This window comes from Streptomyces sp. NBC_01439 (assembly GCF_036227605.1).
Taxonomy (GTDB): Bacteria; Actinomycetota; Actinomycetes; order Streptomycetales; family Streptomycetaceae; genus Streptomyces.
The window spans coordinates 1655013-1674171 of the sequence record NZ_CP109487.1 but is presented as its reverse complement, the minus strand read 5'-3'; the positions used below and the strand labels follow the sequence as shown (position 1 = coordinate 1674171).

The following is a 19159-nucleotide window of genomic DNA, read 5'->3' as shown; positions in this document are numbered from 1 at the left end:
CCGAGGAGCTCCATGGGTGTCGCCATCAGGGCCGACCTGGCCACCGTTCCCGACTACAACATTCCCGGCACGGCGCCCGACGCCGTCCTGCTCAACTCCAACGAGGGGCCGCTGCCGCCACCGCCCGCCGTGGTCGAGGCCATCACCCGCGCCGCCGTCGAGGGCCACCGCTACCCGCAGTGGTTCTCCGACACCCTGGTCGGCCGACTGGCCGCCGACCTGGCGGTCCCCCGGGAGCGGATCGCCGTCGGCTGCGGGTCGGTGAGCCTGTGCCGCGACCTGATCCAGGCGTTCTGCGGCCCCGGGGACGAAGTCCTGTGCGCCTGGCGGTCCTTCGACGCGTATCCGGTCTTCGCCCGGGTCGCCGGAGTGCGCGCCCGCACCGTCCCCCTGGACGCGGGCCACCGGCACGACCTGGAGGCGATGCTGGCGGCGGTCACCCCCGCCACCCGCGTCGTCTTCGTCTGCAACCCCAACAACCCCACCGGAACGGCGGTCCGGGGCCGCGAGCTGCGCGCGTTCCTCGACCGCCTCCCCGACCGGATCCTGGTCGTACTGGACGAGGCGTACCGGGAGTTCGTCGACGATCCCGACGTGCCGGACGGGGTGGAGCTCGCCCGGAACCGCCCGAACGTGGCGGTGCTGCGCACCTTCTCGAAGGCGTACGGGCTCGCCGGCGTGCGGATCGGCTACTGCGTGGCGGCGCCGGCCGTGGTCTCCGCCGTCCACAAGGTGTCCGTCCCCTTCGCGGTCAGCCGGCTCGCCCAGGCCGCGGCGCTGGCCGCACTCGACCGCCCCGAGGAGGTGTGTGCGCGCTCCGCGGCGATCGTCCGCGAACGGTACCGGCTGCAGGCCCTGCTGACGCGACACGGCCATCCGGTGACCCCCTCGCAGGCCAACTTCGTGTGGCTGCCCCTGGGGGAGGAGGCCGCGGGCTTCGCCGACTTCTGCGCCCGTCACGGCGTGCTGGTGCGGACCTTCCCCGGGGACGGCGTCCGCGTCACCGTCGGGCTGCCGGAGGAGAACGACGCCTTCCTCTCGGCGGCCGACCGCTACCGTTCCGGCGCGGCGCGGACCCCACCGGGGCCCTGACGGGCCGGACACCAGGGTGCCGATTCGCCCCGCCACCCCGCTGGGGCCGCTGGGGCCGCTGGGGCCGTCGGGGTCGCCGGGGCCGCCGGGGTCGTCAGTCCGAGACGGCCTTGGCCCAGTTGCGGTTGACGGTCTCCTTCGCCTTCTGCTGCTGCGCCTCCGTCGGGAACGACGGCGTGCCCTCGACCGTCGGCAGGTTCTCCGCGGCCGCCTCGTCGAGGGTCCCGTCCTCCTCCATGGCGTCCATGAGGACGGGGCGTGCGTAGGCGCCGAGCCTGATGTTCTGGCCCTCGGGGCTGAAGACGTACTCCTGCCACAGACGGGCCGCCGCGGGGTGCGGGGCGTCCTTGTTCACCCCGTTGGCGTAGTACTCGGCGAAGCTGCCGTCGAAGGGGATGGCGGTCCGCCAGTCGACGTCCGCGCCCTTCCTGCGGAAACCGTCGGCGTATCCGAGGTTGAGGAAGTCCCAGTCGATGCTGATCGGGGTCTGGCCCTTCTCGATCGTGGCCGGGGTGGATTCGACCGGGATGAAGTTGCCGTTCTTGCGCAGTTCGGCGAAGAAGTCGATCCCGGGCTGGATGTCACCGAAGGAACCCCCGTTCGCCAGGGCCGCCGCGTACACGCCGGCGAAGGCGGAGCCGGACTGGGTCGGGTCGCCGTTGAGCGCGATCTTGCCCTTGTACTCGGGTTTGCGTAGATCGGCGAAGGTCGAGGGGCAGGTGGCGATGCGCTTGGCGTCGCAGCCGATCGAGATGTAGCCGCCGTAGTTGTTGTACCAGCGGGCGCGCGGGTCCTTCTGGTCCTCGGGGATGCTGTCCCAGGGCACGACCATGTACGGGGCGAGCAGGCCCTGCGTGGCCGCGGACCGGGCGAACGAGCCGCCCACGTCGATCACGTCGGGGGCACGTCCGTCGCGCCGGTGCTCCTTGATGGCGTCGATCTCGTCCTGGCTGGTGCCTTCCGGGTTCTCCACCGTGACCTTGATCCCGTACTTCTTCTCGAAGCCGTCGATCAGTGCGCCGTAGTTGGCCCAGTCGCTCGGGAGCGCGATCGTGTTGAGCGAGCCCTCCTTCTTCGCCGCCGCGGTCAGTGCCGCCATGCCGCCGGCGTCCGCGGCGGAGGTGGCCACCGCGGGGGCCCTGGGCACGGGGGCGGGCTTGTCCCCGCAGGCGCCGAGGGGCGCCGCCGCGCAGGCCAGGAGGGCGGCGACGGCGGCTGTCCGGAGACGAGGTGCGGGCACAAAGGCTCCTGGCGGGCGGTCGCGTACCGGTCGAGACCAGCGTACGTTCAGTGGCTCCGGCGGCGCAGTCCCAGCCGGCGGTGTCCGCCGCGTTTCCCGCAGCCGGGCTCCCCGCCGCCGCGCTGTCCATGGCTCCCGGTGCCGTGGCTCCCGTCCCGTCGGCCTCTCACAGCGGCTCGTCGTCCCACCCGGCCAGGAGCGCCTCTCCCGCCACCGTCACGACCGGTGCGGAGCCCTCGTGGGTGGCCTGCTCACTCCAGATGATCTTGCCGCGATCGGTGTAGCGCGTACCCCAGCGCAGGGCGAACTGCGCGACGAGGAACAGGCCGCGGCCGCCCTCGTCGTTGTCGTCGGCCCGGCGCAGGTGCGGGGAGGTGCTGGACCCGTCGGAGACCTCGCAGACCAGGCTGCGGTCGTGGAGCAGCCGCACCCGGATGGGCTCGGTTCCGTACCGGATGGCGTTGGTGATCAGTTCGCTGAGGATGAGTTCCGTGGTGAAGGCGATGTCTTCGAGGCCCCACTCCTCGAGCCGCCGGGCACAGGCGTTGCGCACCCGGGACACCGCGGCCGGGTCGGGCGGCACGTCCCACTCGGCTATCCGCTCGGGGTCCAGCCGGAGGGTGCGGGCCACCAGGAGGGCGACGTCGTCGTCGGGCCTGGCCGGCAGCACCGCGTCGATCACTGCGGTGCAGATCTCCTCCGGCGCGCGGGCGGGCCCGGCCAGCGCGGCGCGCAGCGCTGCCAGCCCCGCGTCCGGATCACGGTCGCGGCTTTCGATCAGCCCGTCGGTGAACAGCGCCAGCACGGAGCCCTCGGGCAGGGTCAGCTCCGCGGTTTCCATGGGCAGCCCCGCGCCCAGGCCCAGCGGCGGGGAGACCGGTACCTCGGGGAAGGTCACGGTGCCGTCGGGCCGGAGAAGGGCGGGGCCCGGATGCCCGGCGGTGGCGGCCGTCACCCGCCCCGTGGCGGGGTCGTAGACGGCGCACAGGCAGGTGGCTCCGGTGATCCCGCCCCACTCCTGCTCGTCGGTGTCGATATGGGCGACCAGCTCGTCCAGGTGGCTCAGGAGCTCGTCCGGAGGCAGGTCGAGGGTGGAGAAGTTGTAGACCGCGGTCCGCAGGCGCCCCATGGTGGCCGCGGCGTGCAGACCGTGGCCGACCACGTCGCCGACCACCAGCGCCACCCGGGCGCCGGGCAGGGGGATGACGTCGAACCAGTCGCCGCCCACCCCGGCCTCGGCGGCCAGATAGCGGTGCGCGACCTCGACGGCGGACTGCTCCGGTACCCGCCGGGGCAGCAGACTGCGTTGCAGGGTGTCGGCCACGGTGTGCTCGCGGGTGTAACGGCGGGCATTGTCGATGGACAGTGCCGCCCTTGCGGTCAGCTCCTCGGCGAAGGACACGTCCTCCTCGTCGAACGCCGGGGAGTTCCGCCCCCGCCAGTAGCCCGCCATCCCCAGGACGACGCCCCGGGCCCGCAGCGGCACCACGATCAAGGAGTGGATGCCGTGGTCCAGGATCCGCAGTGAGTTCTCCGGGTCCTGGGTCCGCCAGAGCTGGGCGGTGCGCAGGTCCGCCTCCAGGACCGCACGGCCGCCCGCCAGCCCGGCCGCCATGGGGCTGTCGGGAACGAACCGGATCAGTTTGCCGACGGGGTAGAGCGGGTGGTCGTCCAGATGGCCGACGGCGGCGGTGCGGCGCATCTCGGTGTTCAGCTCGGGCGGGTCCTCGCCGCGCAGCACCGGGTCCAGCAGGTCGACCGTGACCACGTCGGCGAACCGCGGGACGGCCACCTCGGCCAGTTCCTCCGCGGTGCGCCCGACGTCCAGGGTCGTACCCACCTGCACCCCCGCGTCGTAGAGCAGCTTCAGGCGCTCGCGCGCCACCTCGGCCCTGCCGGACAGGGCCCTCAGTTCGGTGGTGTCCCGCAGCGTGACGACGGTGCCGGCGGACCCGTAGGGGGCGGTGGGCCGGATGTTCACCGCCAGTAGCCGATCGGCCGCCATGTGCACCTCGTCGGTCGCGGACCGGCCCGAGGCGATCCGTTCGGCGATCCCCTCCTCCAGGCCCAGGTCCGTGACGGGGAGCCCTTCCGCGTCCGCCGGCAGGTCCAGCAGCCGACGCGCCTCGTCGTTGGCCAGCAGCAGTCGGCCGCCGGCGCCGACGATCAGCACGCCCTCCCGGACCGCGTGCAGCACCGCGTCGTGGTGCTCGTACATCCTGGTCATTTCGGCCGGTCCCAGGCCGTGGGTCCGGCGCAGCAGTCGGCGGCTCACCAGAGCGGTGCCGCCCGCGGACAGGGCGAGCACGGCGGCCGCGCTGCCGAGGACGACGGGCAGCTGCCCGTTCAGCATGTTCTGCACGTTCTGGACCGTGACGGGGGAGGTGACGACCGCGATGACGCTGTCGTCGGCGGCCTTGACGGGGACCACCGAGACCACGGACTGCCCCAGGGACCCGGTGAACGTTTCGGTGAAGGACCGGCCGGCCGCTGCCTTGGCGAAGGGGCCGACGACGTGCTTGCCGATCTGCCGCGGGTCGCTGTGGGCGAGGGTGAGCCCGTCGAGCGTGTACACGTTGATGCCGTCGACCGCGGCGATCTTGGCGGCCGCCTGGGCGCTGGGCTGGAGCACCGCGCTGGGGTGGGGGCCGCGCACGGCGGCGACGATCCCCGGAGACTCCGCGAAGGTCCCGGCGGCGGCGAGGGTGCGGTTCCGGGCGTCCATCATGGCGGCGCTGCGGCCCTGCACCACGAGCGCCACGACCGCGGCAGCGACGAGGAGGACGACAACGGCCAGCTGGAGGAGGAACACCTCACCGGCCACGCTGCGCGCGCTCAGGAGGGAAGACAGGCGCTGCGGCCGCCGCGACCCTCCCTCGGGGGGCCGCGCCGGGTCCCGGGCCTCCTGGCGGTCCCCTGAGCGGGGAGGCCGAGAGCGGGCGGAGGAGGGCGTGCCAGAACGGAGCAGCCAGCGCCGGAGTCCTCCCAGATAGTTGCTCATCACTCCATTTTCTAACCTCTTCGGGCTGTCGGCAGCGTGCGGCGACGGCCCGGAGGTGCGGAGCCGGCGCCCGAGGCGGCCACAGCGACCCGGCGGGCTGGCGGGACGCCGACCCGGGACCGGCCCGGGTCCGTCCACGTCGAACGCCTGATGTCTGGGCATCCGTGCGATTCGGAGCCCGATTCAGGGGCCCCTCCGGGCACGCTGGGATCAGCAATCGCCCAGCACGGTGCGCACCTGTGGCCCGCGGCGGCGTTCAGGGTCCGTGCTGGTCGAGAAGGGCCATGAGCTTCGGCGTGCGCTTCGGCTCGCGTTCCCGCTTTCTGATCGGCGCGGAGGGATTCCCAGGCCTCCGAGAGGGGTGCGGTGCGCGGGGCCGGCGGCCGTCCGTGTGCACGTGTTCGGACCGCCCGGTGGCGTCGACCGCGTGCGTTCCGCCCATGCTGCCGTTGCGTCGCCCGGCGGCCAGGCCGTCGAGCGGCAGAGGAACGGGATCACATGGCAGAGCACGGCTATCGTGACGGGATGGCGGTTGCCGGGGCCGGTCTGGCCCTCCTGGCAGCACTGAGCCCGACGCCGGCGGTCGCGGCCCAGCGGAACGCCCAAGCCCACCGCCACCGCCATCGCTACCGGCACCGGATTCAGCACGGCCGTCGCATCACGCTTCGTACCGGGTCCTTGCCCCAGGACGCCCCAGCCGATCGAAGCGCTGGCCACCGCCCGGTGCGGATACCTGGAGCGAGCGGCGCACGGTCGCCCGCCTCCCGCACCGTGGCCGACGCCCGCTACGAGCCGGGCCCCTGTCCCAGGACGGCGGGGCCGATCCCCGAACGGGAGGGGGCCGCTGCGGAAGGTTCACCGTGCCCGAGAACCGTGCCGTACCGGGCGGCCGAACGATCAGCCCCTGCGGCGCGATTGTTCCGGCGCTCGCCGCCGACCCGAAGCCTGTCCCGAGCTCAGACCCGAACGCGTGGCTCTCCGGCGGGCCCGGCGACGATGCGCTCGGAGCGGCGAAGAGGGTGGTGGGCGGCGGCCTGAACCGCGACCGGGACGTACTCGGGGCCGGCCCTCTAGAGGGACGGCCCCAGCGGGGGCCTAGTTAAGGCTGAAGCTGCCACTGCTGATCCCAGCGGCTGTTGCAGTCCCACAGCGTGGCCGACGCGCCGTCATGGGTGGCCTCCTTGTAGATGCCGAGGCACTTGTTGGAACCGGCGAACCTGGCCGCCAGATTGCGAATCGTCCGGTACTCCGGCGAGTTCACGACGGGGTCGACGAACCACCTCTGGTCGTTGGCTCCGTTGCAGTCCCACGCAACGATGTCCGTGCCGTTGCTGGTGCCGCCCCCCATGGTGCCGAGGCACTGGCCGTCACCGTTCTTGATCTCGTAGAAAGTGCCCCAGACACTGTTGCCCTTGGCCTCCGTGGTCCACCTCTGGTCCGGGTTGCCGTTGCAGCCCCACTGGATACCGAGAACGTGGTACTCAGCCGCCCAGTCAACGGCGAGGCACTTGCCGCTGCCCCGGTTGACGACGTCGTACTCGGTTGAGGCGGCGGAAGCAGTGGATGCGGACGATACGGCCAGCCCGGCAGTGAGTACGGCCACCGTGGCGGCTGACAGAGCAGCCTTAAGAATCGTCACAAGTCCCCCAGAGCAAGTAGGTTGCGTCAACGCACGAGGTTCGCGCGACGCGTTGAGCAGGCGACCGAGGTCCACCGCCAGCGTCGAAGCCCGGGACGGGTACCGAACGAGCCGTCAGCCCGTTGGAATCGGTGCCATGCCGTGAGGTCCACAGGTTCCAGAGCTGGTCTGAGGTCGTAAGCCGAGAAAAGGATGCGCGGTGTCACCATGGTCAACGTGCACGTGCGGTCCCGTCCTTAATGATCACCCTACAGGGTGGTGTGCTTCCGGTAAGTCCCAGTTTCCATAGGCCAGGACAGGACGAGACGGCCATGCCTGCAAGACAGTTGCTTGCCGTTCGCCAACCCGCGGCAGACCGAGGACGGCGTCGCGGCGTGGGTGATGTCGCCGTAGTACGCGGCCGACGCCGCCACGGCCACGGCTTCCACGTACGCACATTCCGAACCTCGTGACCTGCGGAAACGCTGCTCGTTCCGACATGTGGCCCGATTGCTACCGGCTGGCCTCAAGGGGGTATGGTCCCCCCGGTCACGGACGGCACTCAGATCGTCTGTCCAACACAAGGGAACCGACATGACTGATCTGAACTCGCTACGGGCAAGCCTCGCGTCAGGCGAGCACCAGTTCGCCGCCACCCTGACCTTCATCACCGCGCATTACGAATACCAGCCGCAGGCGTTCCGCAACGGCGGACTGGAAAACGCCTCAGGTGAGAACGAGGGCTCCTGCAAAACGCTGGCACTGGCCCTGCTGGAAGGACTGAGCGACCAGGAAACGCTGCTGGCGTTCGGCGAGCACTACCGCAGCGTGCTGGCAACGCCGAACGACACTGATCACAGCAACATCCGCAACCTCATGGCCCATGGCCTGGCAGGGGTGCGCTTCGCCGGGCAACCGTTGACCCGCAAGAGCTGAACAACGACGGGCACCGACAGCGGAGCGGGTCCAGCGGTCCCGGCGCCCGCCCGCCACGGCGAGCGCGTACGACGAGCTCCTCGTCCACGGCGCGAGCTGGCGTACCCGGCACCGTCTCATCGCCTTTCCGGCAGAAGGCGTCGAAGCCGTGCCCTCGGCGGAGTGGTGCTTGCCCGCCGTACCGACGGGCCCGCCGAGGCATCCCAGACCACGGTCGCGTTCGCACCCTACGAGACGCCCACCAGGGGACCACCGTCTTCACCTCCGGACACACCACGACGTGGACCGCGGGCGCCCGAGGCGAGACGGTCGTCATTTCGGACGGGCCGGGCGGTGCCGGGTACGAGATCTGCGACAAGTGCGGCCGGGGCCGCCCGGCATGTCCGATCGGGCCCCGCGCGCGGCACACCCCCATCTGCCGAAGAACGCGCAGCCACGCGCCCGGAGAGCAGCTGTCATGCCACCCTGTGTGCGCAGCCGGTCGAAGCGCTCCTCCTCGGAGGCGTCCTTCACGTTCTGGAGCCAGCCCGCCGTGAGGGAGACGCAGTGCGGGGTCCAGGGCAAGTTCGGCCGGCTCGCCGGATCCCGGGGCGACGACCACGTCCTTCAGCGCCTGGGCCTGAGCCCGGGTGTGACGGCCGGGCGAGTCCCCGGCCGAGGCCTGCACGATGGCCTCGCCAAGAGCTGCGCGGCTCACGCCCGCTGGGACTGAAGTGCCTCGACCCCGATGACCAGGTCCGGCATGATTCCGCACGCGGGACCGCCGTCGGCAGCCACGGCAGGAGGATCGACCGTGACCTATCGTCCGTTCAGCAAGTCCGGCGGAGCGAGCATGCACTAAAACGACGTGGGAGGCCCGGACATGAAACGATTCCGCATCCCACAGCACGGGACCTGAACCTTGGTGAGTGAAGAGGCGTACCGCCGAGAGCTGGAATATCTCAGTCAGTACGCACACGACGACTGGCTCGGTTTCTCGGTCGTCAGCGGAGCCGTGGGGAGCTTGCTCGGACGGGGCGCCACGTTCGAGGAACAGATGGGACTGCTCCTGCGGATCGTCGCCGATCTGTACGACGCCGGGACGCGACCGGGAGACCTGACGGAGTCGGCACAGGACCCCTTCCTGCCATGGAATTCGGACGGGGCCGGGGCTCTGGCGCGAATCGCGGCGGAGGTCGACGCGCATTCCCGGTTGCCCGACTCCGGTGACATCTGCTGGTTCACCGCGCCGTGAGGTCTGTTCGTCACGGTGGTGACAGACGTTCCGCCGTTGGGCGAGCCGGCATCACGGAGCGAACTGATCACCAGTGGGTGAGATCCACCAGGTACCGGCAGTGCGGGTCGTCCGCGCCATCAGTTGTCCGCCACTCCTCGCCGAGCAATGAGGGAAGTGCGGCGAGGAGGGCGGTCAGTGCACCGCCCGGCTGGACATCGGCGGCGATCACGCCGGATGCCTCGTCGCTGTCCATGTAGAGGCGCAGAAGACCTCCTTCCCGGAACAGGAATCCGCGCAGCCTTGCTGAGGGCCGTTCCTCGGACGGACGGGCCAGACATCGCAGGAGGGTGGCAGCCCAGTCGTCCGTGGTGAAGGGCGCTTCCTTCACCTGGGCCGGGTCGACGAGGTAGAGGTCCATTCCCATGACGGACGTGACCCTGTCCGAGGGGTAGACGTGTGTTCCGGTGTGTACCGCACGGAGCAGGGCGACGACGTCGTGCGCGGTGCGCAATTCCTCACCGGAACCGAGGGGGATCTCGTACGCCGTCAGGCGGGCGGGATCGCATTCGCCCCGGTCGCCGAGGGCGACCCGAACGGCCGGGGCCCCGGACGGAGCGGGCAGGACTCCCCGTACGTGCTGGTCCTCCAGCAGAGGTGCGTAGACGTAGTCCAGCAGAAGGCCGGCCACTTCTACCTGAAGGTCTTCGATCTCGTGCTCGTCTTCGCTCACCGAATCACTCATTCACCCAGTTCGGGCACTTCGGCATACCGTTGCAGTACGCGGTGATCACACCGATCACGTTCCCGGGCCCCGCGTCGTACCTCTTGTCCACCGTCTTGCGCGCGTACCGCACCTTGACGATGAGCTTCACGCGTCCGTGCGCCCGGTTGGAGGCCCACCCCCAGTACTGGATGTTGGCACCGTCCAACCTGTCGACGTTGCCTTGGAGCGGGATGTTGACCAGCGCGCACCTTCTGATGTTGTGTGCACCGGTGAAGTGGTTCCAACCCAGTTCGCCGTTGCCGACGCGCGTGGGGATCTTCCGGCCGTCCGGATCGGTCGCATTGCACTTGATGGTCTTCTCCCAGTAAGGGCCCGCGTGGGCGGGCGTGGCGAAGCCCGCGAGGAGTAACGTCGCTACGGCGATGGGTGTCATGAGTGTCGCGATGTTCCTCATGCCGTGACCGTTGCACGTGCCGAAAAGGCCGGTAAGTTACTTACGCGGTTTTCACTCCATTCGGCTATTCGTCATACGGCCCCTCCTGTCGGCGTGATCGGCCAGCCAGTCGCGGACCGTACGGGACCGGTGCGCCGAGCCGCGTCAGCTGCCTCTCCCTTGAGGAGACCTTGCGCTCGGCTCGCTCCTTGCCCGACGGTGAACCCGTCACCGATCGGACCGGCTATGGGCACGGCAGACGGCCCTCGCCCGCGAGGTGTATCTCAAGCCCTACGTGCCCCCTGGTACGGGCGCTTCGGGCATACCTTTCGGCGGACGGTGAGGTGTCACGGGGCTCGCCGTGCCACCCCACCGTTCTGGCGTTCCGCCGAGTGGAGCCGTGGTTGTCGCACGCGGGGAGCACTGGCTGCGGTAGGCCGATGGTGCAGAGGCCGCCAGTGGCCTGCCGTTTCTCGGGATCTGGCCCCCGCCATGCGGTGCCTGCAGCACAATCGGTTGTGTGACTCTCAGAGGAAGAGCCGGTCCGACACTGTACGGCGCTCCGGCCGGGGCGATATGACCCCACGGATCTTCATCAGCCACGGGGCGGGCAAGGACGCGTGTGTGCGGGCCGTACTGGACAACATCGTGCCGCGCCTGGTCGCGAGCGGCTACGAGGTATTCGTGGACGCGGAGAAGCTGCGGGCAGGCGACGAATGGCACGATGTGCTGTACCGCGAGATGTACCAGTGCGATGCGGCGATCGTTCTGCTCGGACCGGAAACCGTGGCAGCTCCCCGGTGGGTGAGGCGCGAGGCCGAGGTCTTGGTCGGCCGCTTCAAGGTCGGCGGACTCGCCGCCGTCCTCCCGGGGCTGGTCGGTGACGTGACCACGGCCGAGGCCCGCAGGCAGGGTTTCGACGCCTTGTTGTCGCTCCAGGCCGCCAAACAACCTCCCTGGGGCGACACGCTGTCCTCGCAGGCGAGTGCTCTCGACGTTGCCGATCGCATCATGGCGGAATTCTCGCCCCTGGGCTCGAGGGCGGGGGATCAGGGCGCTCGCGACTGGGCCAGACGTGTTGCCCGATATCTGGAGTCCGCCCGGCGCCGCAGCCCTGACAGCCTGGTCGACGCCGCCCGTCGACTGGGTCTCTGCGAGGACGAGTTGGTGCATGTCAAAGCCCGGATCGGCGCCGAACTCTACCTTTCGCATCGCATGTTGAGCGGCGGTGTCTCCGAAAAGCTCCCGTCAGCGGTGGAATGGCTGAAGCCCGCGCTCGGGGCGGACCAGCTGCGGCAGCTGTCCGCGGAGGTCATGCCGAGCTGGGTCGACCAGGAAGCCGCCCGATGCTTCCTGCCCGACGGGGCAGCCACCAAGTCGGCGGATTCCGGCGCATGCTCCCCTGTGCTCGTGTTCAACGCCTTCCAGGAGTGGACCGCAGAACAGTACGTCCGTCGTGCCCTGTCCAATGCCCCCGACACGTACAGCCTCGGAGCGTTGGAACGCGGCTTGCCCGAGGACGACTCCTCGTCGGCGGAGGAGCTCGAGGCCTCCTGCCGAGCCGCGCTGCGCCAGATCTTCCGCGTCCCGCCACGGATGCCGCTAGACTCCCGGACCGTCCGGCCGAATGACGGGACGCTCAACTATCTGGTGCTGAGTGCTGCCGACCACACCCCCAACGACGTATCCGTGGTGGCCGCCTCTCTTCGACGAGACTTCCCCTGGCTCGTGGTGGTCGTGCTGACTGGTGGCATCGAACCCGGGTCCGGAGACGGGTGCGACGGTTTGAGCGGGCTGGATGGACTCTCGGACACGGTCGTCGTCGTTCCACCGATCACCATGGAGGCCGAGACGGCCGCCTACCGGCTCATGAAGCGTCTGGACGCGGTCGTCCAGGGTTCCGGCATCCTCTCGTCGTCCGAGGTGATTTGATGTTCCCGCAGGCAGCCGATTCCACCGACATGCCGGACCGCCGTGACGGGCTGATCTACGTCATGCCTTCCGACCTTTCGCTGGCGGTCAAGGTGGCACTGGCGACCGGCCGCCCGCTGCTACTGCGGGGCGAGCCGGGTTCGGGCAAGTCTTCCCTCGCACCGTGGGTCGCCAGGGAGCGCGGCTGGCGCTACTACGAGCACGTGGTGACCTCCCAGACCCGGGCGCGAGACCTGCTGTGGACCTTTGATGCCGTGCGACGACTTGCGGACGCCCAGGCAGACCGTCGTCCCGGGCGCGGTCGGGCACCCCAGCACAGCGAAGACATGTACGTCCAGCCGGGACCGTTGTGGTGGGCGTTTGCTCCCCGGTCGGCCGCGCGGTTCGTCAGCCGGTCCGATCGGTCCCGCACCGGCCCGGGCCACCCTCGGCCGGGGGGACCTCGCCGGACGCTCGGGGCCGACGAAGGACGTTCCCCGGATCATGCCGTCGTATTGATCGACGAGATCGACAAGGCCGACCCCGATGTGCCGAACGGTCTTCTCGTACCCCTGGCCTCGAACGGGTTCGTGGTCGCCGAGACGGGGACCGAGGTGTGGGTGGAACCCGCCCGAGAATCTTCCGACGCGCCGTTCTCCCGGCACCTGATCGTCATCACCACCAACGAGGAGAGGGAGCTGCCCCAGGCGTTCCTCCGCCGTTGCGTCATCGCCCGGCTGCAGCCCCCGGAGGACGTAGAGGAGCTGGTCCGGATCGCCCACCGGCATCTGACGGCCCGGCTGCCGGAGGTGACCGCGGCCGATCTGGCGCTCGCCGCAGCCCTGGCCGAGGAACTGCAGGAGGTACGACAGGCGGCCTCGCGGGATGGAGTGCGACGCCCCAGTACGGCGGAATACCTGGATGCCCTTTGGGCCTGCCAGTCCCTGGGCATCACGGTGGGCGACGAGCGGTGGCAAGCCCTGCGGGGTCTCACCCTGGTCAAACCGCAGCAGCTGAAGGAGTGACCCCGCGTGAGTGACGGCGGAGCAGCCGGAACACGGGTGCCAGTCGCGGGCGCGCACTCCGAGATCTGGGTCGGCGACCTGGCCCGCGCGCTGGCGGGGTTCGGCGTGGATCCGGGCGACCGCGAACGCGTGCCGCGCATCGCCGCTTTGCTCGGGCTACGGGGCCTGGCATCGGAGCCGAAGCCAGCACAGCAGCAACACGAGGCACCCACACCGGACTCGACGGGGGACCGGGGTGCCATGCCAGGGCCCCCTCCACAGCCGGCCTGGCAGCTGGCAGCCGGTCCAGCCCCGCACGCCCGGGCGGACCTCGCGGCCCTGCCGGCCGCCGACCAACCCGTACACCTGACCATGCTCACTCCGCTGAGCGAGGCCGCTGGCAGCTCGCCCGCGTGGAGGTTTCCGGCGCTCGCGGAACGGGTCGAGGGTCCGGCGGAAGCCGAGCTGCCGCACCACCCGTTGCTGCCCCCCAACTCCGAGACGGCCACCTTGCAGACCGTGCTGTCGCGGACCGTGCCCGAGGGGGCGGTCGATACCCACCGGCTGCTTGAAGAGATCGCCACCGGCCGCCCGCTGGAGGAACTTCCCCGACTGCCCGTGCGGACCCTGCGCTTCGGGACCCAGGTGCTGGTCGATCTCGGCCCCGGCATGGAGCTCTTTGCACGCGATCAGGCGGAATTGGTCAACCGCATCACGGCGATCGTCGGGAGGCATGCCACCGACGTCCTCTACTTCGCCGAGTCACCACTTCACCACGCCGGCTCGGGGGCCGGCTGGACTTGGCGGCCGTACCGGCCGCCGGCCGCCGGTACCCGGGTCCTGGTTCTGAGTAGCTTCGGCTGTCACCTGCCCGGGACCGAGCCCCCGCCCACGCTGTGGCAGGAGTGGCAGGATCTCACCGCCCTCCTGCGGCGCAGCGGTTGCCTCCCTGCGGCGTTGGTTCCATTGCCTCCGGATCGCTTACCGGGTCGGCTCGCCTCGCTCATGCCTGTTCTGAGCTGGGACCGTTCCACCACCACCGTGCAGGCAGAATCGAGGGTGTCATGACGGCGGGCAGCCCTCGACTGCCGGGCCTGCCCGCCCGCGCACCGGAGCCGGAGGACCTCCCGCCGCAGGCCCTGAGGCTGGCCGTGGCGCTGAGCACCGCGGTCCGGATCGAACCGGAACTCCTGCGCATCGTCCGGGTACGGACGGAGCCGACACTGGACGTGGCCTCGGAATCCGACGTCTGGTACGGGCCGTGGTCGGTTCGCAACAGCGGCGCTTACATGGCGCTGCTGCCCACCCTGCTGACACCGCTCCGCGAACGGCTCAGCGCGAAGCTGTCCCGGGGCGGGCCGGAGGATCCACTGCGACAGATCGGCGATCTGGTCGCGGCGGTGCATCGGGGCCTATCCCCCGTTCTGGCCCTCGAGGAGCGCGTCACCTGGGCAGCCGTGCTCGCCGATGCCGGGCTCGGGGACCTCGTCGGACACACCGTGGACGAACTGATGGAACCCGTCCTGCGCGCCGCGATGGAGAATCCGGCCCGACACGAGGGACTGCGCCGCTGGTTCACGGGGGCGGGGCGGCGGCTGCCCGAACGGGTGCGGAGCAGCCACAACACCACCCGACTGGCCCGGATCCTCGACGTCGGCGCTGGCCCGGGTACGGGCAGGGGTGCGGGGAGCCGCGCCATGGCGCCGCCGGACCGCGGCCGATCGCCTGAGGCCGAGACGTTCGTACTGGCGGTCCGCCACGATGGCAGCCACATCACGGTGGGGGATGCCGCCTGGCCCGCCACCGCCATCAAGGTGCCCGACGGCCCCACCCTGGTGCTCGACGTGTCGGAGAACCCCATCTGGTGGGAGGGAGCAGCACGGATCACGCTGCGCCGGGGAGCGACGGTATCGGTGTCGGTCCGGAAGGTGCCCGTATTTCTGCGCACCGAGGCGGGCGTCGTCTACTCACTCGGCGCGCCACACGATTCCGCTGGGTGGGAGTACGGGCTTCCGGAGGCCTATGCCGCGGCGGGCCGCCTGACCCGGGCGCGGGTGTCTCAGCTGACCGACTTCCGCGCCATCCAGTACGGCGTGCGGCCGTTGCCGGCCGCCGCCACCCCGGCAGAGCACGGCACCCGCAGTTTGTCCGCGCTTCCGCCGTACCTTTCCCGGCGGGCGGATGAGGAACTGGCCACGGCCATGACCACGGCCCTCTCGCGGGAAGGCGACCGATTCGTCCTGCTCACCGGCGCGCCCGTGAGCGGTCGCACCCGCACTCTGTGGGAAGGGATGACCGACAGGCTGTTCGCGCGATGGGTGCTCTGCCCGCCCCGGGGAATCTCGGCGGGGGACCTCGCGGCCATGCTGCGTGAGGACCCGCTGGCCTCGCCCGCCGTCCTGTGGTTGGACGACCTCGACACTCGGCTGGCGGGGGAGTCCGGCGACGAGCTGGCCCGGTCCCTCACCGAGCTCCTCGGGGACCCGGCCACGGGGGACGTGCTGCTGCTGGCTACTGCCGGGACGGACCCCGTCGGCCTGGGCCACCAGGCCCGGAGCCTGCTCGCCCGTGCGATCACCGTACGATTGCCGGCCGTGTTCACCGAAGGTGAGCTGAACACCCTGGCAGAGCGGTTGCCACCGACCGATCCGCGGATCTCCGAGGCCCTGCGGCGTCACCGGCACGGCCGGATCGCCCAGTACCTCGCGGGTTTGGACCGCTCGTCGGCCGAACGGCGGGAGCCGCTCTGGCTGACCGCACGCAAGCGTGGCCCGCTCGCCGCCCCGCTGCCGAGCCCCGGCCTGTTCACCGGGCGGAACGCCGAGACCGAAGCGCTGCTGACCGCCCTCGCCCCGGCCGTCAGCCGGCGGCAGGCGCCCGTGGTCGCGGTGACGGGTCTGCCTGGTGTGGGCAAGACGGCACTAGCCCTGAGGGTGGCGCACCATGCCAGGGATAGCGGGCTCTATCCGGGCGGAGTCGTCTTCGCCAGCCTGAACGGGAACACCGCCGGACAGGACCTGTACTCCCCGGAGCGGGTGATGAACCTGCTGCTGCGCACCCTCGGTGCCCCACCGGCGGAGATCCCGGTCGAGGCCGCGGGACAGGCCGAGCTGTACCGGGTGCTTCTGGCCGACCTGGCCGACGCCGGCCTGCCCATCCTCATCGTGCTGGACGACGCGACTTCGTGGAGCCAGGTCCAGCCGCTGCTTCCCGGCGTGCCGGGTGTCGGAGTCCTCGTCACCACGCGTTCACGCAGCGCCGCGGGTACGGCGGAGCTCTTCGATCTGGTGCTGCCCGCTCCGGAGGCGGCCGTGGCCATGCTGGACGCGGCGCTGCAGCAGAGCGGACCGGACCACCGGGTACGGGACCAACCCGCCGAGGCGCTTCGGCTTGCCGAGCTCTGTGGTTTCCTCCCGCTCGCGCTGACCCTGTTGGCCGCCCGGCTGGCCGGGCATCCCGCTGTCGGGCTCACCGAGGTGGCGGTGGAACTGGCAGATTCCCGGGACCGGCTCAGGAGCCTCGAAGTCCACGACGGTGGTGACCGGTCGGTACGCGCCGCACTGGAGCTGTCCTACCTGCGTCTTGCGGCGCCCGAGGCGCGGGCGCTCCAGTACCTGGCGATCGCCCCGGGATCCGACGTCGCCACACCGTCGGCGGCCCGCCTGCTCGACGTTCCTTCGGGCGAGGCCCGGCGGTTGCTGGCGGCGCTGGCCGACGCCCACTTGCTGGAGTATGCGGCAGGGGAACGCTGGCGCATGCACGACCTGATCAGGCTGTATGCCAGAGAGCGCGCCGCCGAAGGGATGCCGATGGAGCAGGCCGCCGCGACCTCTCGGCTCACTGCCTCCTACCTCTCACGCACGCGGGCCGCGCAGGCCGCGCTACGCAAGGGAAACCGGCGCTTCCCGGACCGGGAGAGCGCCGTGCAATGGCTGGCGGAGGAGCGCCTCAACCTGCTGGCGGTGATCGACAGCGGCTCGGTGGACACCGCCGTCGACCTGGCCCTCGCACTGGTCGATTTCCTCACCGAGGAAAGGTTCTTCGGGGATCTGCTCCGTATCAACGACCGGGTGTTCGAGGCCGCCGAAGCGCGGTCCGACGAGGCCCTGCTGGCGACGGCACTTACCAACCAGGGGGCGGCGCTTACCCATCTGAGACGGTTCGACGAAGCCGTCGCGTGCTTCGAACGGGCTCATGACGTCTACCGCGAACTGGGAGATGCACCGGCGGACGCCCTCGCGCTCAACAACCTTGGAGCTGCCCTCCTGGAGGCCGGCCGGACCGAGGAAGCGACCGCCGTGCTGGCGTCGGCCGTCGAGCGCTACACCGTTTTGGGGTACGACCCGGAGCGCGCGGAGGTTCTCGACAACCTCGGTACGGCGCTGCTGCGGGCCGGACGGGCCACCGAGGCCCTCGACTCCTTCGAGCAGGCGCTCGGCCTGATGCCGTTGGCGGACCGGCCCCGGGAGGCGGCCCGACAGCTCGCCAACCTTGCCGGTGCACTGCGGTCCGTCGGCCGGCCGGCCGATGCCATTGCGGTGCTGGAGCGTGCCGTGGACCTTTACGCACAGGCCGGAGCACGCCACGGCCAGGCCCAGGTGCGCAACAACCTCGGCAACGTGCTGCGGCAGGTGCACCGCACAGTGGAGGCAGTCGAGTGTCTGACCGAAGCCGTCACGCTCTTCGCCGAGCTGGGCGACCGGCACGGCGAGGCACAGGCGCTCAACAACCTGGGGGCGGCCTTCTTGGAGGCCGACCACGTGCCGGACGCCGTTGACGCCCTGCTCCTGGCCAGCCGCATCCACGCAGAACTCGGGGACCGGCGCAGTGAGGCGCAGGCACTGAACAACCTCGGCCTCGCGCTCTTCGAGGCGGGCCGGTTCGAGGAGGCCCTGGACCATCTGCTGCGGTCTCGGCGCATCTACCGAGAGCTGGGCGATCGTTCCAGTGAGGCGCAGGCGCTCAACAATGCGGGCAACGCGCTGCGCCGGCTCGGGCGTCATGCCGAGGCCGTTGATCGGTTGTCGGAGGCGATCGCCCTGTCCCGGGAGGCGGACGACACCGCCGGCCTGCTGCGAACTCGAGACAACCTGGGACTGGCGCAATGGGAGGGCGGACAGCCGGGACTCGCCGCGGCGACCTTCCGGGCGAACCTCGTGGAGTACGCTGCGGTCGGTGACCGGCGGGGCCAGGCACAGGGGTTCAACAACCTGGGCAGCGCGCTCGTGGAGGAGCGGGAATACGAGGGTGCCGTGGCGGCGCTGAGGACCGCAGCCGAACTGCTGCAGGAGCTCGGCGACCGCGGGGCCTGGGCACACACGGTCGGCAATCTGGGCCTCGCGCTGGAGTTCGTGGGCAGCGTCGAGGAGGCGCTGCGTCAGCTGCGCGCGAGCGCGGAGGCCTTCGCCGAGCTGGGCGACATCAGCGGTCGATGCCAGGCCCTCTACAACCTTGGCAGCGCGCTGCGTCGTGCGGGTCGCCGCTCGGAGTCGGAGCAGATCCTCCGTGAGGCGGCCCGGTTGGCCCGGCTTGCCCGGCAGCCCGGACCGCCTTTGCCGACCTACTGATCCCCGTTGCTCGGGCCCGCCGCAGGTGAGGCATTGAAGATGTTCACCCCGTGGAAGTCCCGGCCCTGGATCACCGATCCCTGGAACGTCCCGCCCGAGATCGTGTTGGTCACGCTGCCGACCCGGCCGCCCTCGTCCTCTGCCACCTCGCCCCACCTCTCCAGGTCGGCGCCGAACTCGGGTTCCTGGGCGGCCCGTCGGACCAGTGCCCCGATCAGCTCCCGCGCCAGTCGTGGATCGGCCGGTGACTCCTCGAAGGCGGCCAGTTCAGGCTCTGCGGATTCACCGGTGGTCGGACGTCGGACAAGCCGCTGCAACCATCGCCAGAGTGAGTTCCGCGACGTGTCGGCGGCAATGCGGATCAGCAGGGCCGGCTGGATGAGGATCGGCTCCATCTCCCTACGACCTCCCTCCTGC

The 19159-nt window shown here is 70.6% G+C and carries 14 protein-coding genes; 8 read left to right on the top strand and 6 right to left on the bottom strand.

Going from position 1 to position 19159, the window contains the following annotated elements:
* Nucleotides 1–12: 12 nt before the first annotated feature.
* Nucleotides 13–1092, top strand: coding sequence for a histidinol-phosphate transaminase (gene hisC, locus OG207_RS07505; RefSeq protein WP_329097024.1), 1080 nt, complete (start codon nucleotides 13–15; stop codon nucleotides 1090–1092).
* A 94-nt stretch (nucleotides 1093–1186) separates the two neighbouring features.
* Here hisC and OG207_RS07500 read toward each other — a convergent pair whose 3' ends face one another.
* The 3 genes from OG207_RS07500 to OG207_RS07490 all read right to left on the bottom strand — a co-directional run bounded on the left by OG207_RS07500 (nucleotide 1187) and on the right by OG207_RS07490 (nucleotide 6972).
* Nucleotides 1187–2332 (bottom strand): ABC transporter substrate-binding protein, encoded by a 1146-nt coding sequence (locus tag OG207_RS07500; RefSeq protein ID WP_329097022.1) that lies wholly within the window; start codon nucleotides 2330–2332, stop codon nucleotides 1187–1189.
* Between the two features lie 166 nt (nucleotides 2333–2498).
* Nucleotides 2499–5333, bottom strand: a complete 2835-nt coding sequence (locus OG207_RS07495) for a SpoIIE family protein phosphatase (protein ID WP_402695476.1) — start codon at nucleotides 5331–5333, stop codon at nucleotides 2499–2501.
* A gap of 1099 nt (nucleotides 5334–6432) precedes the next feature.
* A complete protein-coding gene (locus OG207_RS07490; protein WP_329097020.1) occupies nucleotides 6433–6972 on the bottom strand; it encodes an RICIN domain-containing protein in 540 nt (179 codons plus the stop codon).
* 573 nt (nucleotides 6973–7545) lie between these two features.
* Between OG207_RS07490 and OG207_RS07485 the strand changes: the two genes are divergently transcribed.
* From OG207_RS07485 to OG207_RS07475, 3 genes are all read left to right on the top strand, one after another.
* Nucleotides 7546–7887, top strand: coding sequence for a HopJ type III effector protein (locus tag OG207_RS07485; RefSeq protein WP_329097019.1), 342 nt, complete (start codon nucleotides 7546–7548; stop codon nucleotides 7885–7887).
* 532 nt (nucleotides 7888–8419) lie between these two features.
* Entirely contained in the window at nucleotides 8420–8599 is a 180-nt protein-coding gene (locus tag OG207_RS07480) for a hypothetical protein (RefSeq protein WP_329097017.1), read from the top strand.
* 192 nt (nucleotides 8600–8791) lie between these two features.
* A complete protein-coding gene (locus OG207_RS07475; RefSeq protein ID WP_329097015.1) occupies nucleotides 8792–9121 on the top strand; it encodes a hypothetical protein in 330 nt (109 codons plus the stop codon).
* Nucleotides 9122–9188: 67 nt separating this feature from the next.
* On the opposite strand, the gene OG207_RS07470 is transcribed toward OG207_RS07475, so the two are convergent.
* Nucleotides 9189–9833, bottom strand: coding sequence for a hypothetical protein (locus tag OG207_RS07470; protein WP_329097013.1), 645 nt, complete (start codon nucleotides 9831–9833; stop codon nucleotides 9189–9191).
* A gap of 4 nt (nucleotides 9834–9837) precedes the next feature.
* Nucleotides 9838–10281 carry a hypothetical protein gene (locus OG207_RS07465; RefSeq protein ID WP_329097011.1) on the bottom strand — a complete coding sequence of 148 codons (444 nt, stop codon included), beginning with the start codon at nucleotides 10279–10281 and terminating at the stop codon, nucleotides 9838–9840.
* A 225-nt stretch (nucleotides 10282–10506) separates the two neighbouring features.
* On the opposite strand from OG207_RS07465, the gene OG207_RS07460 reads away from it, so the two are divergent.
* Genes OG207_RS07460 through OG207_RS07445 form a run of 4 tightly spaced genes read left to right on the top strand, consistent with a single transcriptional unit; the run spans nucleotide 10507 to nucleotide 18742 of the window.
* Complete coding sequence (locus tag OG207_RS07460; RefSeq protein ID WP_329097009.1) at nucleotides 10507–12192, top strand: toll/interleukin-1 receptor domain-containing protein; 1686 nt, start codon at nucleotides 10507–10509, stop codon at nucleotides 12190–12192.
* Nucleotides 12192–13196 (top strand): MoxR family ATPase, encoded by a 1005-nt coding sequence (locus OG207_RS07455; RefSeq protein ID WP_329097007.1) that lies wholly within the window; start codon nucleotides 12192–12194, stop codon nucleotides 13194–13196. Before OG207_RS07460 ends, OG207_RS07455 begins: the two co-directional genes overlap by 1 nt.
* Before the next feature lie 6 nt (nucleotides 13197–13202).
* Nucleotides 13203–14243, top strand: coding sequence for a hypothetical protein (locus OG207_RS07450; protein ID WP_329097005.1), 1041 nt, complete (start codon nucleotides 13203–13205; stop codon nucleotides 14241–14243).
* Complete coding sequence (locus tag OG207_RS07445; RefSeq protein WP_329097003.1) at nucleotides 14240–18742, top strand: tetratricopeptide repeat protein; 4503 nt, start codon at nucleotides 14240–14242, stop codon at nucleotides 18740–18742. The genes OG207_RS07450 and OG207_RS07445 overlap by 4 nt, the downstream gene beginning before the upstream one ends.
* Here the strand turns inward: OG207_RS07445 and OG207_RS07440 are convergent.
* A complete protein-coding gene (locus tag OG207_RS07440) occupies nucleotides 18736–19137 on the bottom strand; it encodes a hypothetical protein (protein ID WP_329097000.1) in 402 nt (133 codons plus the stop codon). The genes OG207_RS07445 and OG207_RS07440 overlap by 7 nt on opposite strands.
* Nucleotides 19138–19159 lie beyond the last annotated feature (22 nt).